We start from the raw sequence: 15,354 nt of genomic DNA on the forward strand, positions 1-15,354 counted from the left end.
AGCGGCATCTTCCAGGCCGATGCCTATGGTGGCTATGGCAGGCTTTACGACCCGGGCCGCAACGCAGGTCCGATTCTGGAAGCCGCGTGCTGGGTCCATGCCCGACGGCCGTTCTTCGTGATGGCTGATCTGGCCGAGAATGCGCGCCGCAAAGTGCAGGGCAAAAAGCCGGCGGTGATCTCGCCTCTGGCGCTGGAAGCAGTCCGCCGGATCGACGCCTTGTTCGAGATCGAGCGGGGCATCAACGGCGAAACGCCCGAACGGCGCCGGGCCGTCCGCCAGGAGCTCAGCGCGCCGCTGGTCGCCGCTCTGGAAGCCTGGATGCGTGAGCAGCGCGCCAAGCTCTCACGGCGCAATGATGTCGCCAAGGCGATGGACTACATGCTCAAGCGCTGGGGCGCGTTCACCCGCTTCCTCGACGACGGCCGCATCTGCCTGTCCAACAACGCCGCCGAACGAGCCCTGCGCGGCATCGCCCTCGGTCGGAAGTCTTGGCTGTTTTGCGGCTCCGACCGCGGTGGTGACCGTGCCGCGGTGATGTACAGCATGATCGTCACGGCCAAAATGAACGAGGTGGATCCACAAGCCTGGCTCGCCGACGTCCTGGCCCGCATCGCTGCACATCCAGCCCAAAGGCTTGACGAACTGCTGCCCTGGAATTGGCGAGACCGAAACAAGCAAGTCAATCAGGCAGCCTGAGTGACCGCGGTCCTCACCGGATGCTTACTCAGAGCCCTTCCGCTCCGGAAAATGAAGGCTACGAGAATTGAACTAGTCACAAGTTTTCGCAAACAACTCGTTCGACCTTGGACTTGGCCAAATTCCATCTCGCTTCATGCAGGATCATTGAAACACGTGGCTATACTCTTCCATCGAAGAGCGCTCACCTACGGAACGAGCGTCGAAAGAGCATTCATTTCGCCCCAGCGCGAATCGCGCGTTGAATGAAGCCAAACGCGAGAAAGCCAGCCAAGCTGCTTGCAACGACGTACGCGAGTGTCACCGCGAGGGCAATCCCGCTCACTCCATGGGCCTGAACCAGCAAAATGCAGCCGGTAACATTAATGACCGCGTTCGTGGCAGCAACGAGGGCGACAAGCTTGTTGTGCTGCAGCGAAGCCAAGGCACGAACGAACAAGGTCCCACACAGGAAGAAGGGTATTTGTAGCGCCAGAAATCGCTGCACCGAGGCGACTCTCTGCGTATCTTCCGCGCTAAACGCCCCGCGCTGAAATAGCAACTGGACCAACTCGGTCGAGTAAAGACAGATTAGCGCTACCACCGGAACGGAGACCGCGACGACAATCCAACTCCACAATAGCAGAGCGGAACGAAATGCCGTCCAATTCTTCTCGCGGACTTGTTCAGAAAAGTGAGGAAGCACAGCGACGCCTAGAGGAAGCGCCCCCGCACCGATAAACACGCTTGCCACTTTCGCGCCGTAGCTATACGCCGCAACTCCACCCGTACCCGCAAGGCTTGCAAAATACTGGTTTGCCAATGTCGCACCACTTAGCAAGCCGGTTCCCGCTACAGCCATGCCGAACTCGCGCAATAGTCTGCAAAGGGGAGCCGACAGGCCACCCCACCGCGGCTTGATGGATATGCCGGAGTGCAACGCGGCCAATGTGACCCAGATCGCTTCTGCGATCGCGCCAACAAGATATGCCGTCAACAAGACGAGCGGGTAGTCGTGCCCCCAATCGAGCACAAGCGTCGCGCAAACGGCCAAAGGGCGAAGAATCGGCGCTAAGGCAACGACCGCGAAGTGACGTTTCGCATTCAGCATGCCCCCAACCAAGAGAGACCACCCTTGAATGATAATTGAGGGTTGCATTCCGAGATAGAAAAAAGACGTCAGATCCGATCGGTGTGCATCGAACCCAGATGTCAACACGGCTATGAAACTCGAACGCCAAACGATGAGGGCTATCGTCACCAAGAAGAGGAGACCGAGTGTTAGCGTGGCGATGGAGGCGGTTAGTTCGGCCACTGCCGAGCGGTCATTGTCGCCGGATAGCCGCAGCATTTCGGGAATCAAAGCAACGCTCAGCGAACCCGCGATAAGCTGCACCGCCAGGGTCGGAATAAGCATGCCGAGCAGGAACGCATCGACGATTTCCCCCGTACCAAACCGGTAAGCAAGGGAGAGATCTCTTCCGATGTTGACCAGCATCACAACGGCGTTCAACGAACCGACCACTAACGCGGCCGATAGAATTCGATGGCTTAGCGATTGCATCAGGGGCCACCTTGATATTTCACATCGCTGCGGCGGCCGCATGCGTGGCGTAGCCTTAACAAAATTGGGGCGACAAAGATCGTCAAGCTTTGCTGCCTCGGCTCGAGTCTGGGCAAACTAGTGCGAGGCGCTGGACAGCCTCATGAACTCGCTTTCAAACGCACTCACCATCACCGGCAACGAGAAATTCTGCACAATATGATCCCGCGCAGCAACGCTGTAAGCCCCCGACAGTTGGACCTCGTCGAGCGCTTTGTTGATCGTATTTGCTAGCATCTCATCATTGCTCGGAGTGACGATATGGCCGATGTGTCCCAAAATAGTCCTCGCATCTCCAACATCCGTAGCGACACACCGCCGTCCACACGCCATTGCCTCGGCAAGGGTGTTCGAGAATCCCTCACCATAGGCAGAAGACGAGCAAATAATGTCGCATGCGCTTAAGGTCGCGGCCATGTCGTCGCGTCCCCGAGACCACCTCAGCTGGTAATCGACCCCTAAGGACTTCGCGAGTTGGAGAAGACTTTCTCGCGAAACTGGCCCGTCATCGCCGACTATCACGAAACGCACATTTGGCCGCTCGGCGACAACTCGACTAGCTGCCCGAATGAAAGTCTGATGGTCTTTCATCGGATCTAAACGCCCGATGATTCCGACCAGCAATTCATGCTCGGCGACACACCATAGCTCTCGAAGTTTCAGCCGCCCCAACGGCTCGTATTCAAATCGATCAATGTCAATTCCGTTGGGAATGACCCGAATCTTTCTCTCATTTGTGCCATTCGCCATCGCGATGTTCTTGCCGACACGCGAGTTTGAAATCACAAGATCCGCTATCGCAAAAGCAAATGGGTCCAGCTTATAGCTCAATCGAGTCAAGCCATCGTAGCGCTTGAGATCAACATTGGACGCCCGTATGCCGCAAGCGAGGCGCTGCCGTGGGCGGAGCAATTTGCTACCGGCCGCGACGAGGTTTGGGACCGGGAGGAACGTACAGAGAATATGTGGTTCTTTCTCGTTCAATAGCATCATTACGTTTCGTAGGGCGCCGAAGGCATCCCAGCGGCTCCTCTTGTCTAGGAACCGCAGCTCAACTCGGCTTGCTAGTACGTCCCGTATCAATTCGCCTTCCCTATAGAAAAGAGCCATCGTAATGTCGTGGCCTCGATTCGCTAACCCAGCCGCCAAGGCAACGAGCTGCCGTTGGGCTCCACCGCGTCCCAGCGAACGTTCTAGGAATACTATTTTCAAGTATTTGTCCCCTCATAGCATCTCGATTTGTTGGCGTTTCGCGACCGCCACGGTATTGCCGCTGTTGCGGCTCCCTATCATGTTTCTATGCTTGGCGACATTGAAATAGCGGTAGTGCAGTCGCTTGACATCCCACTGCGAAGGTGGCTGTTCGGTATGGCTCGCGAGGGGCCGGCTTGCATATTTCGGCGTCTCATCTGAGGGTTTGACCCTTGAGTCTACGCCTAAGGTCATGTGGCGAATGCAGGTGAGGGATGGGCGGCGAGCGTACGCCGGCACCTCCGGCAAAGACGTACGCGCGCTAATCGGCGTCTTCGCCTCACGCGCCCCGCGCAGGGCCGGAAAGATCGAAATAAAGATCGAGATCGAGCTTGGGGGCTGTCGGGTGCAGGCTAACCAGAACGTGGACACCGCGGCGCTGCCGCGCTCCTCGAACCTTTGATACGGCGATACCCTCGATCTCGAGCAGCGTCTGGAGAGCACGGTCGCCACTGGCCACACGGAATAGGTCGTGGGATGCAAACCCAGCTCTTACGGGGAGCCTTGAGAGCGATCCTTCCGCGGCTGTCGCTGCGATCTAATCAAGATCTTGGCATGACTGAACCGGGCTGTCATCAAGGCGCAACTGGCCCGGTACGCCGGCATCCTGCGGCCGACGCCTGTGATGGTGATAACGAGTTCTATCTGACTAGGCGCTATCCCGACCGATCCGAGAAGCTGCGTGTTGGGCACAGGCGCGGTGCCCTTTTTCTTGCCAAGGTCGACATTGAAGAGGGCACTCGGGCAACGTCGCCGGCAAGAAAGAAATCCCGCTGCGAATCCTTGGAACACCACTGGCACGCTTCTCAGGAATATTACATTCTTGCGATGATTAATTACAAACCGGCGACTGAACTAGCGGGATCGCTAGCTTGGCTGGTTGTTACGCGGTCAAATGTAGGGGACGCCGCCCAACTAAACCACCATATATGGGTATCGTTCTTTCGCTCTTGACGTTCTCGACCACCGGCCACCCAATGTCGGCAAGTCTATTCACGAAGGACACGAGAGGATACCAACCGGCCGGATGTTCGCACACCAACGCACTCTTTCGCCCGGCGCGCCAGAGCGGTGAATAGCTATTGCTACGCTGCTTAACGTGCGTCGATTGCGGGCCGTGATACCGCCAAGTGCGAACTATCGGACACGCGACCGAACTGAAATGCCCTCCACGAACAAAGCGTCCAGCGTACCGGATTGACTCACAGTCGAAACACTCAGACCAATCGCACAAGTTCCACGACCAACTCATGTTTCTGTGCCCTTGTCGCGCCGCACATTGGAGCGACGCGTGCGACAGAAAATTTGCCATGAACGCTGCGCGAAATCGCCACTTCGGGCCAGAGAGGCGCCCCATTAAAGCGCCATTGAAATATCCAGCAATTCAAGTAGATGATTCTGATCAGTTCCCCAACTGCCGGGCATTAATTCGACAATCACTGCCTGACCCGCTGTCCACCACATCATGAGGACTTGCAACCCTCCACGAGAATCGATGTCTTCACCCAAGCCACCACTATCCGCACGGATGAATACGGAAGAAAATAAGCGCACGCCTTGGATCCTGGCGGCCTTGATCATTGTCTTGCTAGTAGTTTGTTGCTGGTCTTCCGTCAGCGTTTCCAGAATATACGTGGAATACCACGTAACGTATAACACCGCCAAATTGCTCCCAGCAACTGCTATGGTTGCTGGATTCTCTCTCGTGCTTGCGTTCTTCGTTTTTGCTCGCTTCAGCTTTGGCTATTTTATTGGTTTCTATTTTGCGGCGATGATAGCCGGCTATCTATGGTTCAGTTTCTTTTCCAGTCGGACTTACGATCATAGCGCGGCACGAATCTCCGCTATAGCGTCGATCATTGCCTTTCTTCTTCCGGCGCTTTTTGTGTCAGGTCCCTTCAGTCGAGCGAAATCCATCTCGATCGTTACGTTCGACCGAATTGTGGCAGCTTTGTTTTTGCTGTCTGCTGTGACTGTGGTCATTGCCGCGACCTACAACTTCAAGATCGTGTCTCCGACTGATGCTTCCCGCCTTCGGGTCGATTCCTTTCCCACAATTCTGAGATATCTCATCGTATTGACGTCGACTTCGGTACTGCCGTTCCTGTTTGCGTACTGTGTTCAGCGCAATGCGTATTGGCCAGCATGTGGAATTTTGCTGCTAATGCTGTGCTACTATCCGGTCTCCGTTACCAAGCTCACATTTTTCGCACCCGCTTGGCTGATCTTTATGTCTGTGCTTGCCAGATTTTCCGGCGTCAGAGTAACAACTGTGTTATCAGTTTTGCTTCCAATGGCGACCGGCACAATTCTTTTATTCTTCTTCGGCGCAGACGGCACCTTCACACGGTTTGCCAATCTCTATTTCTTCACGGTGAATTTCCGAATGAATGCCGTACCGTCACTCGCAATGGATTTGTACTATGAGTTCTTCGGCAGGCATGACCTCACCTACTTTTGCCAAATTAGGGTTCTGAAAGGTATCGTCGGATGTAGTTATCACGAACAATTGGGGGTCGTGATGCAGCACTTCTTCCCCGACGGAGGAACCTACAATGGATCGCTATTTGCAACGGAAGGTATTGCGTCGGTGGGATTGGTGCTCGCCCCGATCTCTGCCTTCATCTGCGGCCTGGTCATTGCATGCGGCAACCGCGTCTCATCCGACCTGCCCCCCTCCTTCGTCTTGGTATCCAGCGCGATCCTCACACAGGCGCTTTTGAATGTACCGCTATCTACTGCGCTGCTGACGCATGGCGGAGCGCTCCTATTCTTGCTCTGGTACCTCACGCCTAGGGAGATATTTGGACGCGAGTAGGATTCTTACCCTCGTTGCTCGCTGAGCCGGCGGAGATCCTGTGGAGTTGCTGCCCCCGTTAGACCGTACGCATCCGGCGGGCTCCGAGCAAGGCCGCCTTGTGAAAAGGTCGGCTGCGTAGCTGACTGTCCTTATGGATGTGCATAGGACAGTGCGGTGCTGAGCCGCATAGAGGTGATGGAGACCGGTCGGCGGCGACGCTGGACGAGTGCGGAGAAGCTGAGGATCGTAGAGGAGAGATTCGCGGGGCCACGACTGGTTTCGGCGACCGCTCGCCGGTATGGGATCTCACGTCAGCTTCTGCTGAATTGGCGCAAGGCTTTGGCCTCCAATCATCGGGCTGGAGAGGGTTCGATCGGCCCGACATTTGTCCCTGCGATAGTTGCGCCGAGCACGCCCCCAACGACGGAAGCTGTCGAGGCAGGCCAGATCGAAATCGTGAGCCCAAGAGGGCTGCGCGTGGTCTTCGGTCCCGGCGCGGACGTCGAGGCGGTGGTTCGAATTGCTCGCGGACTGGAGCGCCGATGATCGCGATCCCGACGGGCGTGCGGGTGTGGCAGGCGACCGGCTACACGGATATAACAAGCTCGCGCGATCCGATCGCGGCGATGATGCCATCACATTGGCTGGCTGCTGGTCACACAGCAGGCGCAAGTTCTACGAGCTGCATGTTGCAGGGAGCTCGAAAGCGGCAACGACGACGGTGGAGCGGATGGCAAAGCTCTGGCAGGTCGAGAAAACCGTGCGCGGTCAAAGCCCCGACGCTCGCGTTGCCGCGCGCCAGCAAGCCTCCGCGGCGATCGTCGCAGATCTCTTCGAGTTCTGGCAGCAGACCTTGCCGCGGATCTCGGGTAAACAGGGTGCAGTTCATCCTAGCAGCGAAGGACCTCAGGCAAAGTGGATCAAACGTGCCAGGCGAATCGAACCGCGCCGGCATGCTCTCACCGTAGATTCTTATGCGGCCCGCAGGACGGACATTTGCCGCCAATTGCTCTCGAGTCATAATTCCTATCACTTTAGAATGGGTTACCGCCTTTTTTTTTGCAGAACAGACCATATCTTCTATCGTAACAAGATCGACGCGCTTTTGGCCAATTCAGGTGGGATGATGGTTTGATAGCCGAGAGGCAATCGGGATTCGTGCGTGACCAAGAGTGCCATCGCGATTGCTTTGTCACCCCGAAGAGAGGCGCGATTGACTCAGCTCACAAAGAAGACGATTTGGGAGCAGGCGACCGCACTCTCAGTGAACACGCGCGTGTTCGCTGGGTTTGCAGCACTGTTGGTCGTCTATTTACCCCTCATACTTTATCTGAAAGCCACGTATGTGCCGCGGCTTTATGGCCTGTTCGCCGGCGCGGGATACTACGCCTACATCGCCAGGTTGCCCGAGCTGGATGTAATCGCTGATTCCTCGGACAATTCGACGCGCTCGCCGATCATCCTTTGCGAGAACGGCAAACTGCTTGGACCCGCGCACAGCAGTCAAGAGGACATTATTCACATCGGCAAAGGGCGTTACTCCCACTGGCGCGGCGTTGGGATCATGTTCTCGGCCTCGGACAACAGCAATCCGAACGAGAATCAAAAAAGGTATTCCCTCGGATGCAACGCGCTATCCAAAGCTGATTGAATGGTAGAGCGCGGCGCGCCTATTGCAGCCTCGGCCGCGTCTTGAAGTGGATCTCGACCAGGTTCGTGACGATCCCGCCGCTCGAGAACACGAGTACACTCCAACGTACCAGATCCATCTCGAGGCATTGCGAACGCCCATTGCCTGCACTGCCTCACTTTCGACAGCCTGGACGGTCGGCTTCATGCCCGCGAAGTCTTTGGTCGCCGTCACGAGCTGCGCCCCCATCGTCGTCATCTCGGCGCGAAGCGCGTCGCCCTTTTTATGGAGATCCTTTCGACCTCTGACGCTTTCTGCTCCATCGCCTGCCAGGTCTGCGAGAGCGAGACTACCGCGGCATGCAGCCCGCCGATCGCGCGCAATGTCGCGCAACCAGCCCGCTCGTCCTCGCTCATCGCACCTTCTTTCGCTTGAGCAGGCTGAACCGATGCGCCGGCTTTTCGGCCGGTGCCGCGCGTTAGGCTGATGGCTTGTTGAAGCCGCTGGCGTCGCGGTTGAACCGATCGACAGGACCATGCTCTTGCAATCAGGCGAGAGTTCTTCGAAGCCCGGCATCAACCGCTGGCAGATTGCTAGATAACGCGGCATATTGTAATTGACATACTCGCCGCCGAGCGCCTTCATGGCGACGACACCACCATCCGCATCCTGACGAAGGACAAGCTCACGAGTTCACGACCGAGCGGATCTGGACCTACCCCGCGGGTCACTTCAAATTCCTCCGGGTGCGGTCAGTCAAATTCCTCCACCCCGAGGCAGGACATGGTGATTGTTAGTTTGCCTTTGTTTCCCGGGCAAGAGTTTCAGCGGCCTCTTTGAGCCGATAGCTTCGTCCGTCGAACTCAAGCAGATGGCAATGATGCATCAGGCGATCGAGGATCGTCGTGCTCATCGTGTTGTCCCCCAGGTATGTCCCCCAGTCCTGCACGACGCGATTGGAGGCGACAATGATGCTGCGACGCAGTTTGTAGCGCTGATGGATCATGGTTTGCAGCAATGCGCCGCCATCGTCAGGGATGGCGCGTGCAAGGAACAGATCGTCCAACACGAGAAGATCGCAGTCGATGATGGTGCGCAAGCGGGTCTCGCGCTGCGCGATTGGGCTCAGGGCGTGGCGGTGGAAGAAGTCATCGGTCTCGAGATACTGGACCTTGTGGCTTTGCAGGATCGCCTGATAGGCAATCGCCTTGGCGACGTAGGACTTCCCGGTGCCAGGTTTGCCGACAAGCAGCGCGTTCTCGCCGGCAGCAATGAACGCCAGGGTGTGGAGCTGGAAGCAGGTCTGGCGCGGCAATTTGGGATTGAAGGACCAGTCGAACTCGGCAAGCGTCAGCTTTTCGTCGAGCCCGGAGTGCTGGTACCGCCGCTCGATAAGGCGGGACTGACGACGATCCATCTCGTCCTGCAAGATCAAGGAGAAGGTCTCGAGGAAGGGTTGGTTGGTGCCCTGCGCCTGCAGCACGCGCGTCTGCAGCGTGTCGCGGACGCCCGAAAGGCGCAGCTGTCGCAGGCAGCGCTCAATTTCCGGCATGGTCATCATGTGGTTGGGTCTCCAGTTTGAGGTGAGAAGCCGCAGCAGGAGCGCTCGTGGCGCCGGAGCTGGCCGGGGTTGCGCAGGTGACACGAGCGCGGGTTACAGGGGCGCGGTCGTCGTAAGCCTCGGCCTGCCGGCCATTGTCGTCGGCATCGCGCCGCACAGCGCGGCTGAAGAGATCGCCGTATTCCGCCGGGGTCCGGATCAGCGGATGATCCTGCGTGAGCGAGGCCGCCGTGTCGGGCGCCGCGTCAATCCGCTCGAGCGCCCGCTCAAACAGCCGTTGGACAGTCGCACGCACATGCTTGTAACGGTAGATGCGGTTGCCGATGGCGTGCGCACAGGCCTGTTCGACCAGCCGTGCTGGATACTTCCGGCTCAGCCCGACAATGCCCCACATCGCGCGCTGTCCAACGCGCCCCTCGGTGTCGAACATCTGCTGGCATAGCGCCCTGGTCTGCGGCCCGATGCGGCCAGCGCTCTCCAGCAGCGCAGCGGTTTGCCGCGACGGATTGAACGGCCGCTCGCTGGTCGGCAGCACGACGGAGCCGGGATGCGCCATCCGGGGATGAACGCGCAGCAGCGCCTGGGTGTGGCGGTCGCGGATCTCGATCGTCGAGGCGTAGATCCGCACCACGACCTGGCTGCCGATCGACGCGGGCCGCGCGGCGTAATAGCTGCTGTCGACCCTCACGGTGGTATCGTCACAGACGGTCCGAACGACCTCGGTGAAGATGCGGAAGGCGGCCACCGGCAACGGCCGCAGGTGTGGCTTCTCCTCCTGGAACATCGCCTCGACCTGGCGGCGCGTGCTGCCGTGGATGCGTTTGGAAGCCCAGGTCTCCTCCCAGTGCCTCAAAAACTCGTTCTGGGCTTCCAGCGTCTCGAAGCGCCGTCCAGCCAGCGCGGTGCCCTGGGTATGTTGAATCGCATTCTCGACACATCCCTTCCGATTGGGATCTGCCACCCGCGCGGGATCGGCGACCACGGCGTAATGAGCCAGCATCGCGCTGTAAATCGGGTTGAGCTCGGGCTCGTACAAATCCGGCTTGAGGACGCCCTCCTTCAAATTGTCGAGCACGACATAGCTGGGGACCCCGCCAAAATACCGGAACGCCTCTTCGTGGAGCTGCGCCCAGACTTGCTGGCCGGATTGCCAGACCACCCGCCGGAAGCTGCGCCGCGAGTAGCGCAGCGTCATTACGAACAGGCGGGGACGACGGTAACGGCCGCTCCTGGGATCAATCGTCAGAGCGCCCTCGCCATAATCGACCTGGGCCTCCTCGCCAGGGAGGAACTCAAGCCGATCAAACTGCTCGGGATCGCCGTGCCGCAACGTGCGCACGAACCGCTTGACGCTCTGGTAGCTGGAAAGGAAGCCAAACCGATCGACCAGGTCCTGGTAAATCGCCTGCGCATTGCGCTTCAGGCGGAGCTGTTCTTCGATCCATGCCCGATGCGGTTCGCAGGCCGAGCGGGCCTGGCTACCGGCGACCGTCACACCCGGCCCCTCAAAAGCCGGTGGTCGGGGTGGAGGAATTTGCCCGTCCACACTCTCCGGGCCGGTGGTCACTTCCCCGGGGAATTTGCCTCCACACCAGACCACAGCGCCCGGTAACGCCGGATCGTCTTCGATCGACCCCCGTCAGCCTGTGGATCTCGCGCTGGCCGGCGTTGCGATCGAGGAGCGTAAATACCGTGCTTCGCAGGTGTGGCTTCAAGACGTTCAACTCCCCAGTCCCCTTGCTGGCTAAAGGGACCGAAAATAAACGTCCTGCCTCACCGGCTACCGCTGTTCAGCGCCGCTGACGACGATCATCAGGTGGGGGAATTTCAAGTGACCACACCCGGGGGATTTTGACCGACCCACGGGGCCTATGTGCGGGATGACCGGCGCTTCGCCGGGCCAGAGCCGCCGACGGCGGTCTATTACGCCTCGAGCGACCGACGAGGCGAGCATCCCCAGAAGCATCCGGCCGCCTTCGCCGGTTAATGGAGAGGTGAGCATTAGCCGGCTAATCGCGAGGTGGCGGTAATGTGAAGGAACGCCGGTTCGACACGAGGATATCGAGGATTTCTGCTGATTCGGTACCGGCTTTGCTCCGCATTATTTCACTTCTCTGCGACCTCTGCAGTCATTTGACCAGCAGAGGAGTCGATGATGCTGAAATCCAATGAAGACCTGATCGCCGAGCTCAAGGCCGTACTGGCCGGCCAGCGCTATCACCCGAGGACGATCAGTAACTATTGCGGGTGCGCGCGCAGATTCCTCGATTATCTCGAACGGCGGGAAATCCAGGTTGAGAACGTGACCGAGGCGCTGGTGCCGACATACATAAGCCATGCGAGTGGGATGTTGCGCAAACGCCATGGTCGATCAGGGCCACACCAGCACCCGATCCCGCGCGCCGGAATCCACGCGCTGCTGGGGCTTGTGCAGGGCCAGTGGCCACCCCCTCCGAAAGCGGCCTGCGCCGCCGAAGCCGAGCGATTTGCGATCTGCGACGAATACGAGATCTGGCTTCGTGAGGCGCGAGGCCTCGCCCCCGCCAGCATCGAGGCTTTGATCTGGGAGGCCCGGCACTTCCTGACCTGGCAGTTCAGGCGGAACGGTGACAATAGCCTGACGAGCCTGAGGGTCGACGACATCGACCGCTATATGGACATGCGCGCGCCGAAGCTGACACGCAAATCGTTGAGCGCCGTCGCGAACCGCTTGCGCTCTTTGTTGCGGCATCTGCACCGGGTCGGCCGTACCGCGATCGACCTGTCGCCGCATGTCATCGGTCCGCTGATCTACGCCTATGAGGGGGTGCCCTCGATTCTGGAGCGAGATCAAGTTGCCGCCGTCCTGAAGGCTGCGGGAAAAGACAGGACACTGAGGGGGTTGAGGGACCATGCGATTCTGCAACTGCTCGCGACCTATGGCCTGAGGTCGAGTGAAATCTGCAACCTGCGGCTTGATGACATCAACTGGCGGGCGGAATCGATCCGCATCCGGCACACCAAGACCAAGGCCTGTTCCTTCCTGCCCCTGATGGAGCCGGTCGGCGAAGCAGTGCTTGCTTATTTACGTGCGGGGCGGCCGGCGATCGACGTCCGGGAAATCTTCATCCGCGCGCGTGCACCCTATCGCAAGCTCAGGATGTTGGACAAGATGGTACGGCGCCGACTGCGCCAGGCCGGTATCAAGCTGCCGGGCAAGAGCGGTGCCCATGTCTTCCGACATGCACGCGCGGTTGAAATGTTGCGCGCATCGGTCCCGCAGAAGGTCATCGGTGATCTGCTCGGGCACCGGTCGGCGGAGTCCACGGTGCCCTATCTCAAGCTTGCCACCGAGGACCTCAGGACCATCGCACTCGACGTGCCGGGAGCGGAGGTGCTGTCATGACAACATGGCCCGATCCCGAACGGCAGTTGATCGCGCGCTATCTGGCAGGCCTTAGCCTGCGACACCCCGACAGCTGCGCCTCTTACAGGCAGGTGCTGAACAGCTTCCAGGACGTCGCTGAATGCCATGCCGAGCTCGGCAAGGATGTTCTGGTGGCCTGGCTGCAGACATTGTCGGACCATTGGATGGCGACGACGCTGCTGAACCGCACCCGCATCATCGATCGGTTCCTCGATCACCTTCTGAACATCGGAGCGATCGAGCGCAATCCCGTCACCGCCTTGTGCGAGGCATGCAATATCAAGCGATGTCGGCCGGTCTGGCGCGCACTGGCGTCGCATGACCCCGAACAGGCCCTTGCCGAACTACGCCAGCCCAAGCCGTTCGGCAGCACGCTGGGCGGGATCATGGCCGAGCACGTCGCGCTGATGCGCAACAGAGGATACAAATACACCTCGCAGCCCGCATGGTTCTTGCGGTTCGATCGGTTCCTGCAGTTGAATCCTGCGTTGCAGGATGAACCGATCGAGGTGATGCTGGAGCATTGGAAGAAGGCAAAAACGACACTCAATCACGCTGCGGAATGTGAGAAACTGGAGCGGATCCTTGCGAGGGTCCTGCGCCATAAGAATCCGTCGCTCCCGCCGCGCCGCCCGGACCCGCGACCGCAGAAGGAATTAGCGAAGCAGTGGCGCAAGCCTTACATCTATACGCCGACCGACATACGGCAGATGCTCGATATTGCTCGTTCCTATCCTTCGCAACGGGCTCCGCTGCGTGCGGCGAGCATTCGTGCCATGCTTCTGCTGGCCTATTGCGCGGGGCTTCGTCGTGGCGAGCTTGCCCGTCTCGATCTTGGTGACGTTGACTTCCGCGTCGGCACAATCACGATCCGGCAGACCAAGTTCTACAAGACGAGGATCCTGCCGTTGTCTGACAGCGTGATCGCCGAGCTTCGGGCTTATCTCGATGCGCGGCAGCAGGCCGGTGCACCGCAGGATCCGCACTCCGCCCTGCTCTGGCACGAGGGGCGCAACGCCCGCTATACAAAGCAGGTCATCGCCTTGTTGCTCGTCGACGTGATCCGCCGAGCCGGGCTAAAGCCGCCAGAAGGGCGAATGGGTCCCCGTCTTCATGACCTGCGCCACTCGATGGTCGTGCACCGTATCCTCGAATGGTACCGCTCGGGTATCAATCCGCAAGACCGGCTGCCCTTCCTCGCGACATATCTTGGCCATAAGGATATCCACTCCACCCTCATCTACATCACCGTTACACAAGACCTGCTGCATCTTGCGAACGAGCGGTTCAGGGCCGTAGGCGCGCCATGCCTCGATCTGGGGCAGGAGGTGCGGCCATGAACAAGGCGAACGCGTTCCCGGATTTGATGCGTGCGTTCTTCCACGAATGGCTCGTCGAGCAACGCAATGCATCGGTCCACACGGTCCGGTCCTATCGTGACACCTGGCGGCTGTTCCTGCGGTTCGCCGCACAACGCGCGGAAAAGAAGGTGGCGGTGATCACACTGGCCGATCTGACTGCCGGCGGGGTGGCTGCCTTCCTCGGTCACGCCGAGCACGACCGCGGCGGTACGATCGGCACGCGCAACTGCAGGCTTGCCGCGATCCGCAGCTTCTTCAACTTCGTCGCAACCAAGGATCCCGCATCGATCGCTCAGTGCGTGGAAATCCTTCACATCCCAGTCAAGCGGGCGCCGGTGTCGGAACCCTGTTATCTGGACCCAGCGGAGGTAGCAGCGATCCTTGCCCAGCCAAACCGCTCCACACTCGAAGGCATACGCGATCATGCACTGCTCTCGTTCCTCTACAACAGCGGGGCACGGATACAGGAGGCTCTCGATCTGTGTCCCAGGGCGATCCGGTTCGATAGCCCAAGTTGCGTTCGTCTTACCGGCAAGGGCCGCAAGGAACGCATCTGCCCACTCTGGCCGGAAACCGTGCTGTTGCTGAAAAAGCTGCTGGAGCGACAGCCGCGTGCATCGGACCAGCGGCTGTTCGTCAACCGCTATGGCGAGCCGCTCAGCGCATCCGGCGTTCGGTTCAAGCTTGCGGCCTATGTGAAGGCGGCGGCCGAAACCACGCCAACGTTGCGGACTAAGCATGTGACGCCGCACAGCTTCCGACACGCCACCGCCGTACACCTCGTCTCGGCGGGTGTCGACGTCACTGTTATCCGTAGCTGGCTTGGTCATGTGAGCCTCGACACCACCAATCACTATGCCAGGGCCAATCTGGAAACGAAGCGAAAGGCGCTGGAACAGGTCAGTGCTCCGCAATCGGCACGACATCCCCCGTCGTGGAAGCGGGATACGAGCCTGCTCGCCTGGCTCGACACGCTCTGAAATAATGCGAAGGAACGTCAATCAAAAACAGTATCAATCCCGCATCCGGCGGCGTTCCTTCACATTACCGCCACCTCGCGATTA

Annotated in this window: 12 protein-coding genes and 2 pseudogenes; 8 read left to right on the forward strand and 6 right to left on the reverse strand. The window is 59.2% G+C overall.

Annotated elements, in window-relative coordinates:
* The coding region (gene tnpC / locus AS156_RS25285; protein WP_136626368.1) for an IS66 family transposase at positions 1 to 699 on the forward strand (699 nt) is incomplete at its 5' end.
* Positions 700 to 913: 214 nt separating this feature from the next.
* Here tnpC and murJ read toward each other — a convergent pair.
* The 3 genes from murJ to AS156_RS41125 form a co-directional block, all read right to left on the reverse strand.
* Positions 914 to 2,242, reverse strand: coding sequence for a murein biosynthesis integral membrane protein MurJ (murJ, locus tag AS156_RS25290; RefSeq protein WP_160331138.1), 1,329 nt, complete (start codon positions 2,240 to 2,242; stop codon positions 914 to 916).
* Positions 2,243 to 2,359: 117 nt separating this feature from the next.
* Positions 2,360 to 3,493 (reverse strand): glycosyltransferase, encoded by a 1,134-nt coding sequence (locus AS156_RS25295; RefSeq protein ID WP_066510091.1) that lies wholly within the window; start codon positions 3,491 to 3,493, stop codon positions 2,360 to 2,362.
* A gap of 1,395 nt (positions 3,494 to 4,888) precedes the next feature.
* Positions 4,889 to 5,191: a hypothetical protein gene (locus tag AS156_RS41125; RefSeq protein WP_136626428.1), complete on the reverse strand. Its 303-nt coding sequence runs from the start codon at positions 5,189 to 5,191 to the stop codon at positions 4,889 to 4,891.
* 46 nt (positions 5,192 to 5,237) lie between these two features.
* Here AS156_RS41125 and AS156_RS25305 point away from each other — a divergent pair, with 46 nt between their 5' ends.
* The 4 genes and pseudogenes from AS156_RS25305 to AS156_RS25315 all read left to right on the forward strand — a co-directional run bounded on the left by AS156_RS25305 (position 5,238) and on the right by AS156_RS25315 (position 7,983).
* The gene (locus AS156_RS25305) at positions 5,238 to 6,350 is read left to right on the forward strand and encodes a hypothetical protein (RefSeq protein WP_136626429.1); all 1,113 of its coding nucleotides are present in this window, start codon (positions 5,238 to 5,240) and stop codon (positions 6,348 to 6,350) included.
* A 177-nt stretch (positions 6,351 to 6,527) separates the two neighbouring features.
* Positions 6,528 to 6,878 (forward strand): IS66-like element accessory protein TnpA, encoded by a 351-nt coding sequence (gene tnpA / locus AS156_RS41130; protein WP_082747722.1) that lies wholly within the window; start codon positions 6,528 to 6,530, stop codon positions 6,876 to 6,878.
* 43 nt (positions 6,879 to 6,921) lie between these two features.
* A pseudogene (locus tag AS156_RS41135) lies at positions 6,922 to 7,206 on the forward strand (IS66 family transposase); the annotation flags it as partial.
* A gap of 288 nt (positions 7,207 to 7,494) precedes the next feature.
* Positions 7,495 to 7,983, forward strand: a complete 489-nt coding sequence (locus tag AS156_RS25315) for a hypothetical protein (RefSeq protein ID WP_136626430.1) — start codon at positions 7,495 to 7,497, stop codon at positions 7,981 to 7,983.
* A 233-nt stretch (positions 7,984 to 8,216) separates the two neighbouring features.
* Here the strand turns inward: AS156_RS25315 and AS156_RS43015 are convergent, their stop codons facing one another.
* The 3 genes and pseudogenes from AS156_RS43015 to istA all read right to left on the reverse strand — a co-directional run bounded on the left by AS156_RS43015 (position 8,217) and on the right by istA (position 11,284).
* Entirely contained in the window at positions 8,217 to 8,378 is a 162-nt protein-coding gene (locus AS156_RS43015) for a hypothetical protein (RefSeq protein ID WP_160331139.1), read from the reverse strand.
* Between the two features lie 377 nt (positions 8,379 to 8,755).
* Positions 8,756 to 9,523 carry an IS21-like element helper ATPase IstB gene (gene istB / locus AS156_RS25320; RefSeq protein ID WP_066510102.1) on the reverse strand — a complete coding sequence of 256 codons (768 nt, stop codon included), beginning with the start codon at positions 9,521 to 9,523 and terminating at the stop codon, positions 8,756 to 8,758.
* Positions 9,501 to 11,284 (reverse strand): annotated as a pseudogene (istA, locus tag AS156_RS25325) (IS21 family transposase). Before istA ends, istB begins: the two are co-directional and overlap by 23 nt.
* Positions 11,285 to 11,678: 394 nt before the next feature.
* Here istA and AS156_RS25330 point away from each other — a divergent pair.
* Genes AS156_RS25330 through AS156_RS25340 form a run of 3 tightly spaced genes read left to right on the forward strand, consistent with a single transcriptional unit; the run spans position 11,679 to position 15,270 of the window.
* Positions 11,679 to 12,908 (forward strand): site-specific integrase, encoded by a 1,230-nt coding sequence (locus tag AS156_RS25330; RefSeq protein WP_066510110.1) that lies wholly within the window; start codon positions 11,679 to 11,681, stop codon positions 12,906 to 12,908.
* A gap of 26 nt (positions 12,909 to 12,934) precedes the next feature.
* Positions 12,935 to 14,269 (forward strand): tyrosine-type recombinase/integrase, encoded by a 1,335-nt coding sequence (locus AS156_RS25335; RefSeq protein WP_245313059.1) that lies wholly within the window; start codon positions 12,935 to 12,937, stop codon positions 14,267 to 14,269.
* Positions 14,266 to 15,270, forward strand: coding sequence for a site-specific integrase (locus AS156_RS25340; protein WP_066510107.1), 1,005 nt, complete (start codon positions 14,266 to 14,268; stop codon positions 15,268 to 15,270). The genes AS156_RS25335 and AS156_RS25340 overlap by 4 nt, the downstream gene beginning before the upstream one ends.
* Positions 15,271 to 15,354: the final 84 nt, after the last annotated feature.

The sequence above is a fragment of the Bradyrhizobium macuxiense genome (assembly GCF_001542415.1).
GTDB lineage: Bacteria > Pseudomonadota > Alphaproteobacteria > Rhizobiales > Xanthobacteraceae > Bradyrhizobium > Bradyrhizobium macuxiense.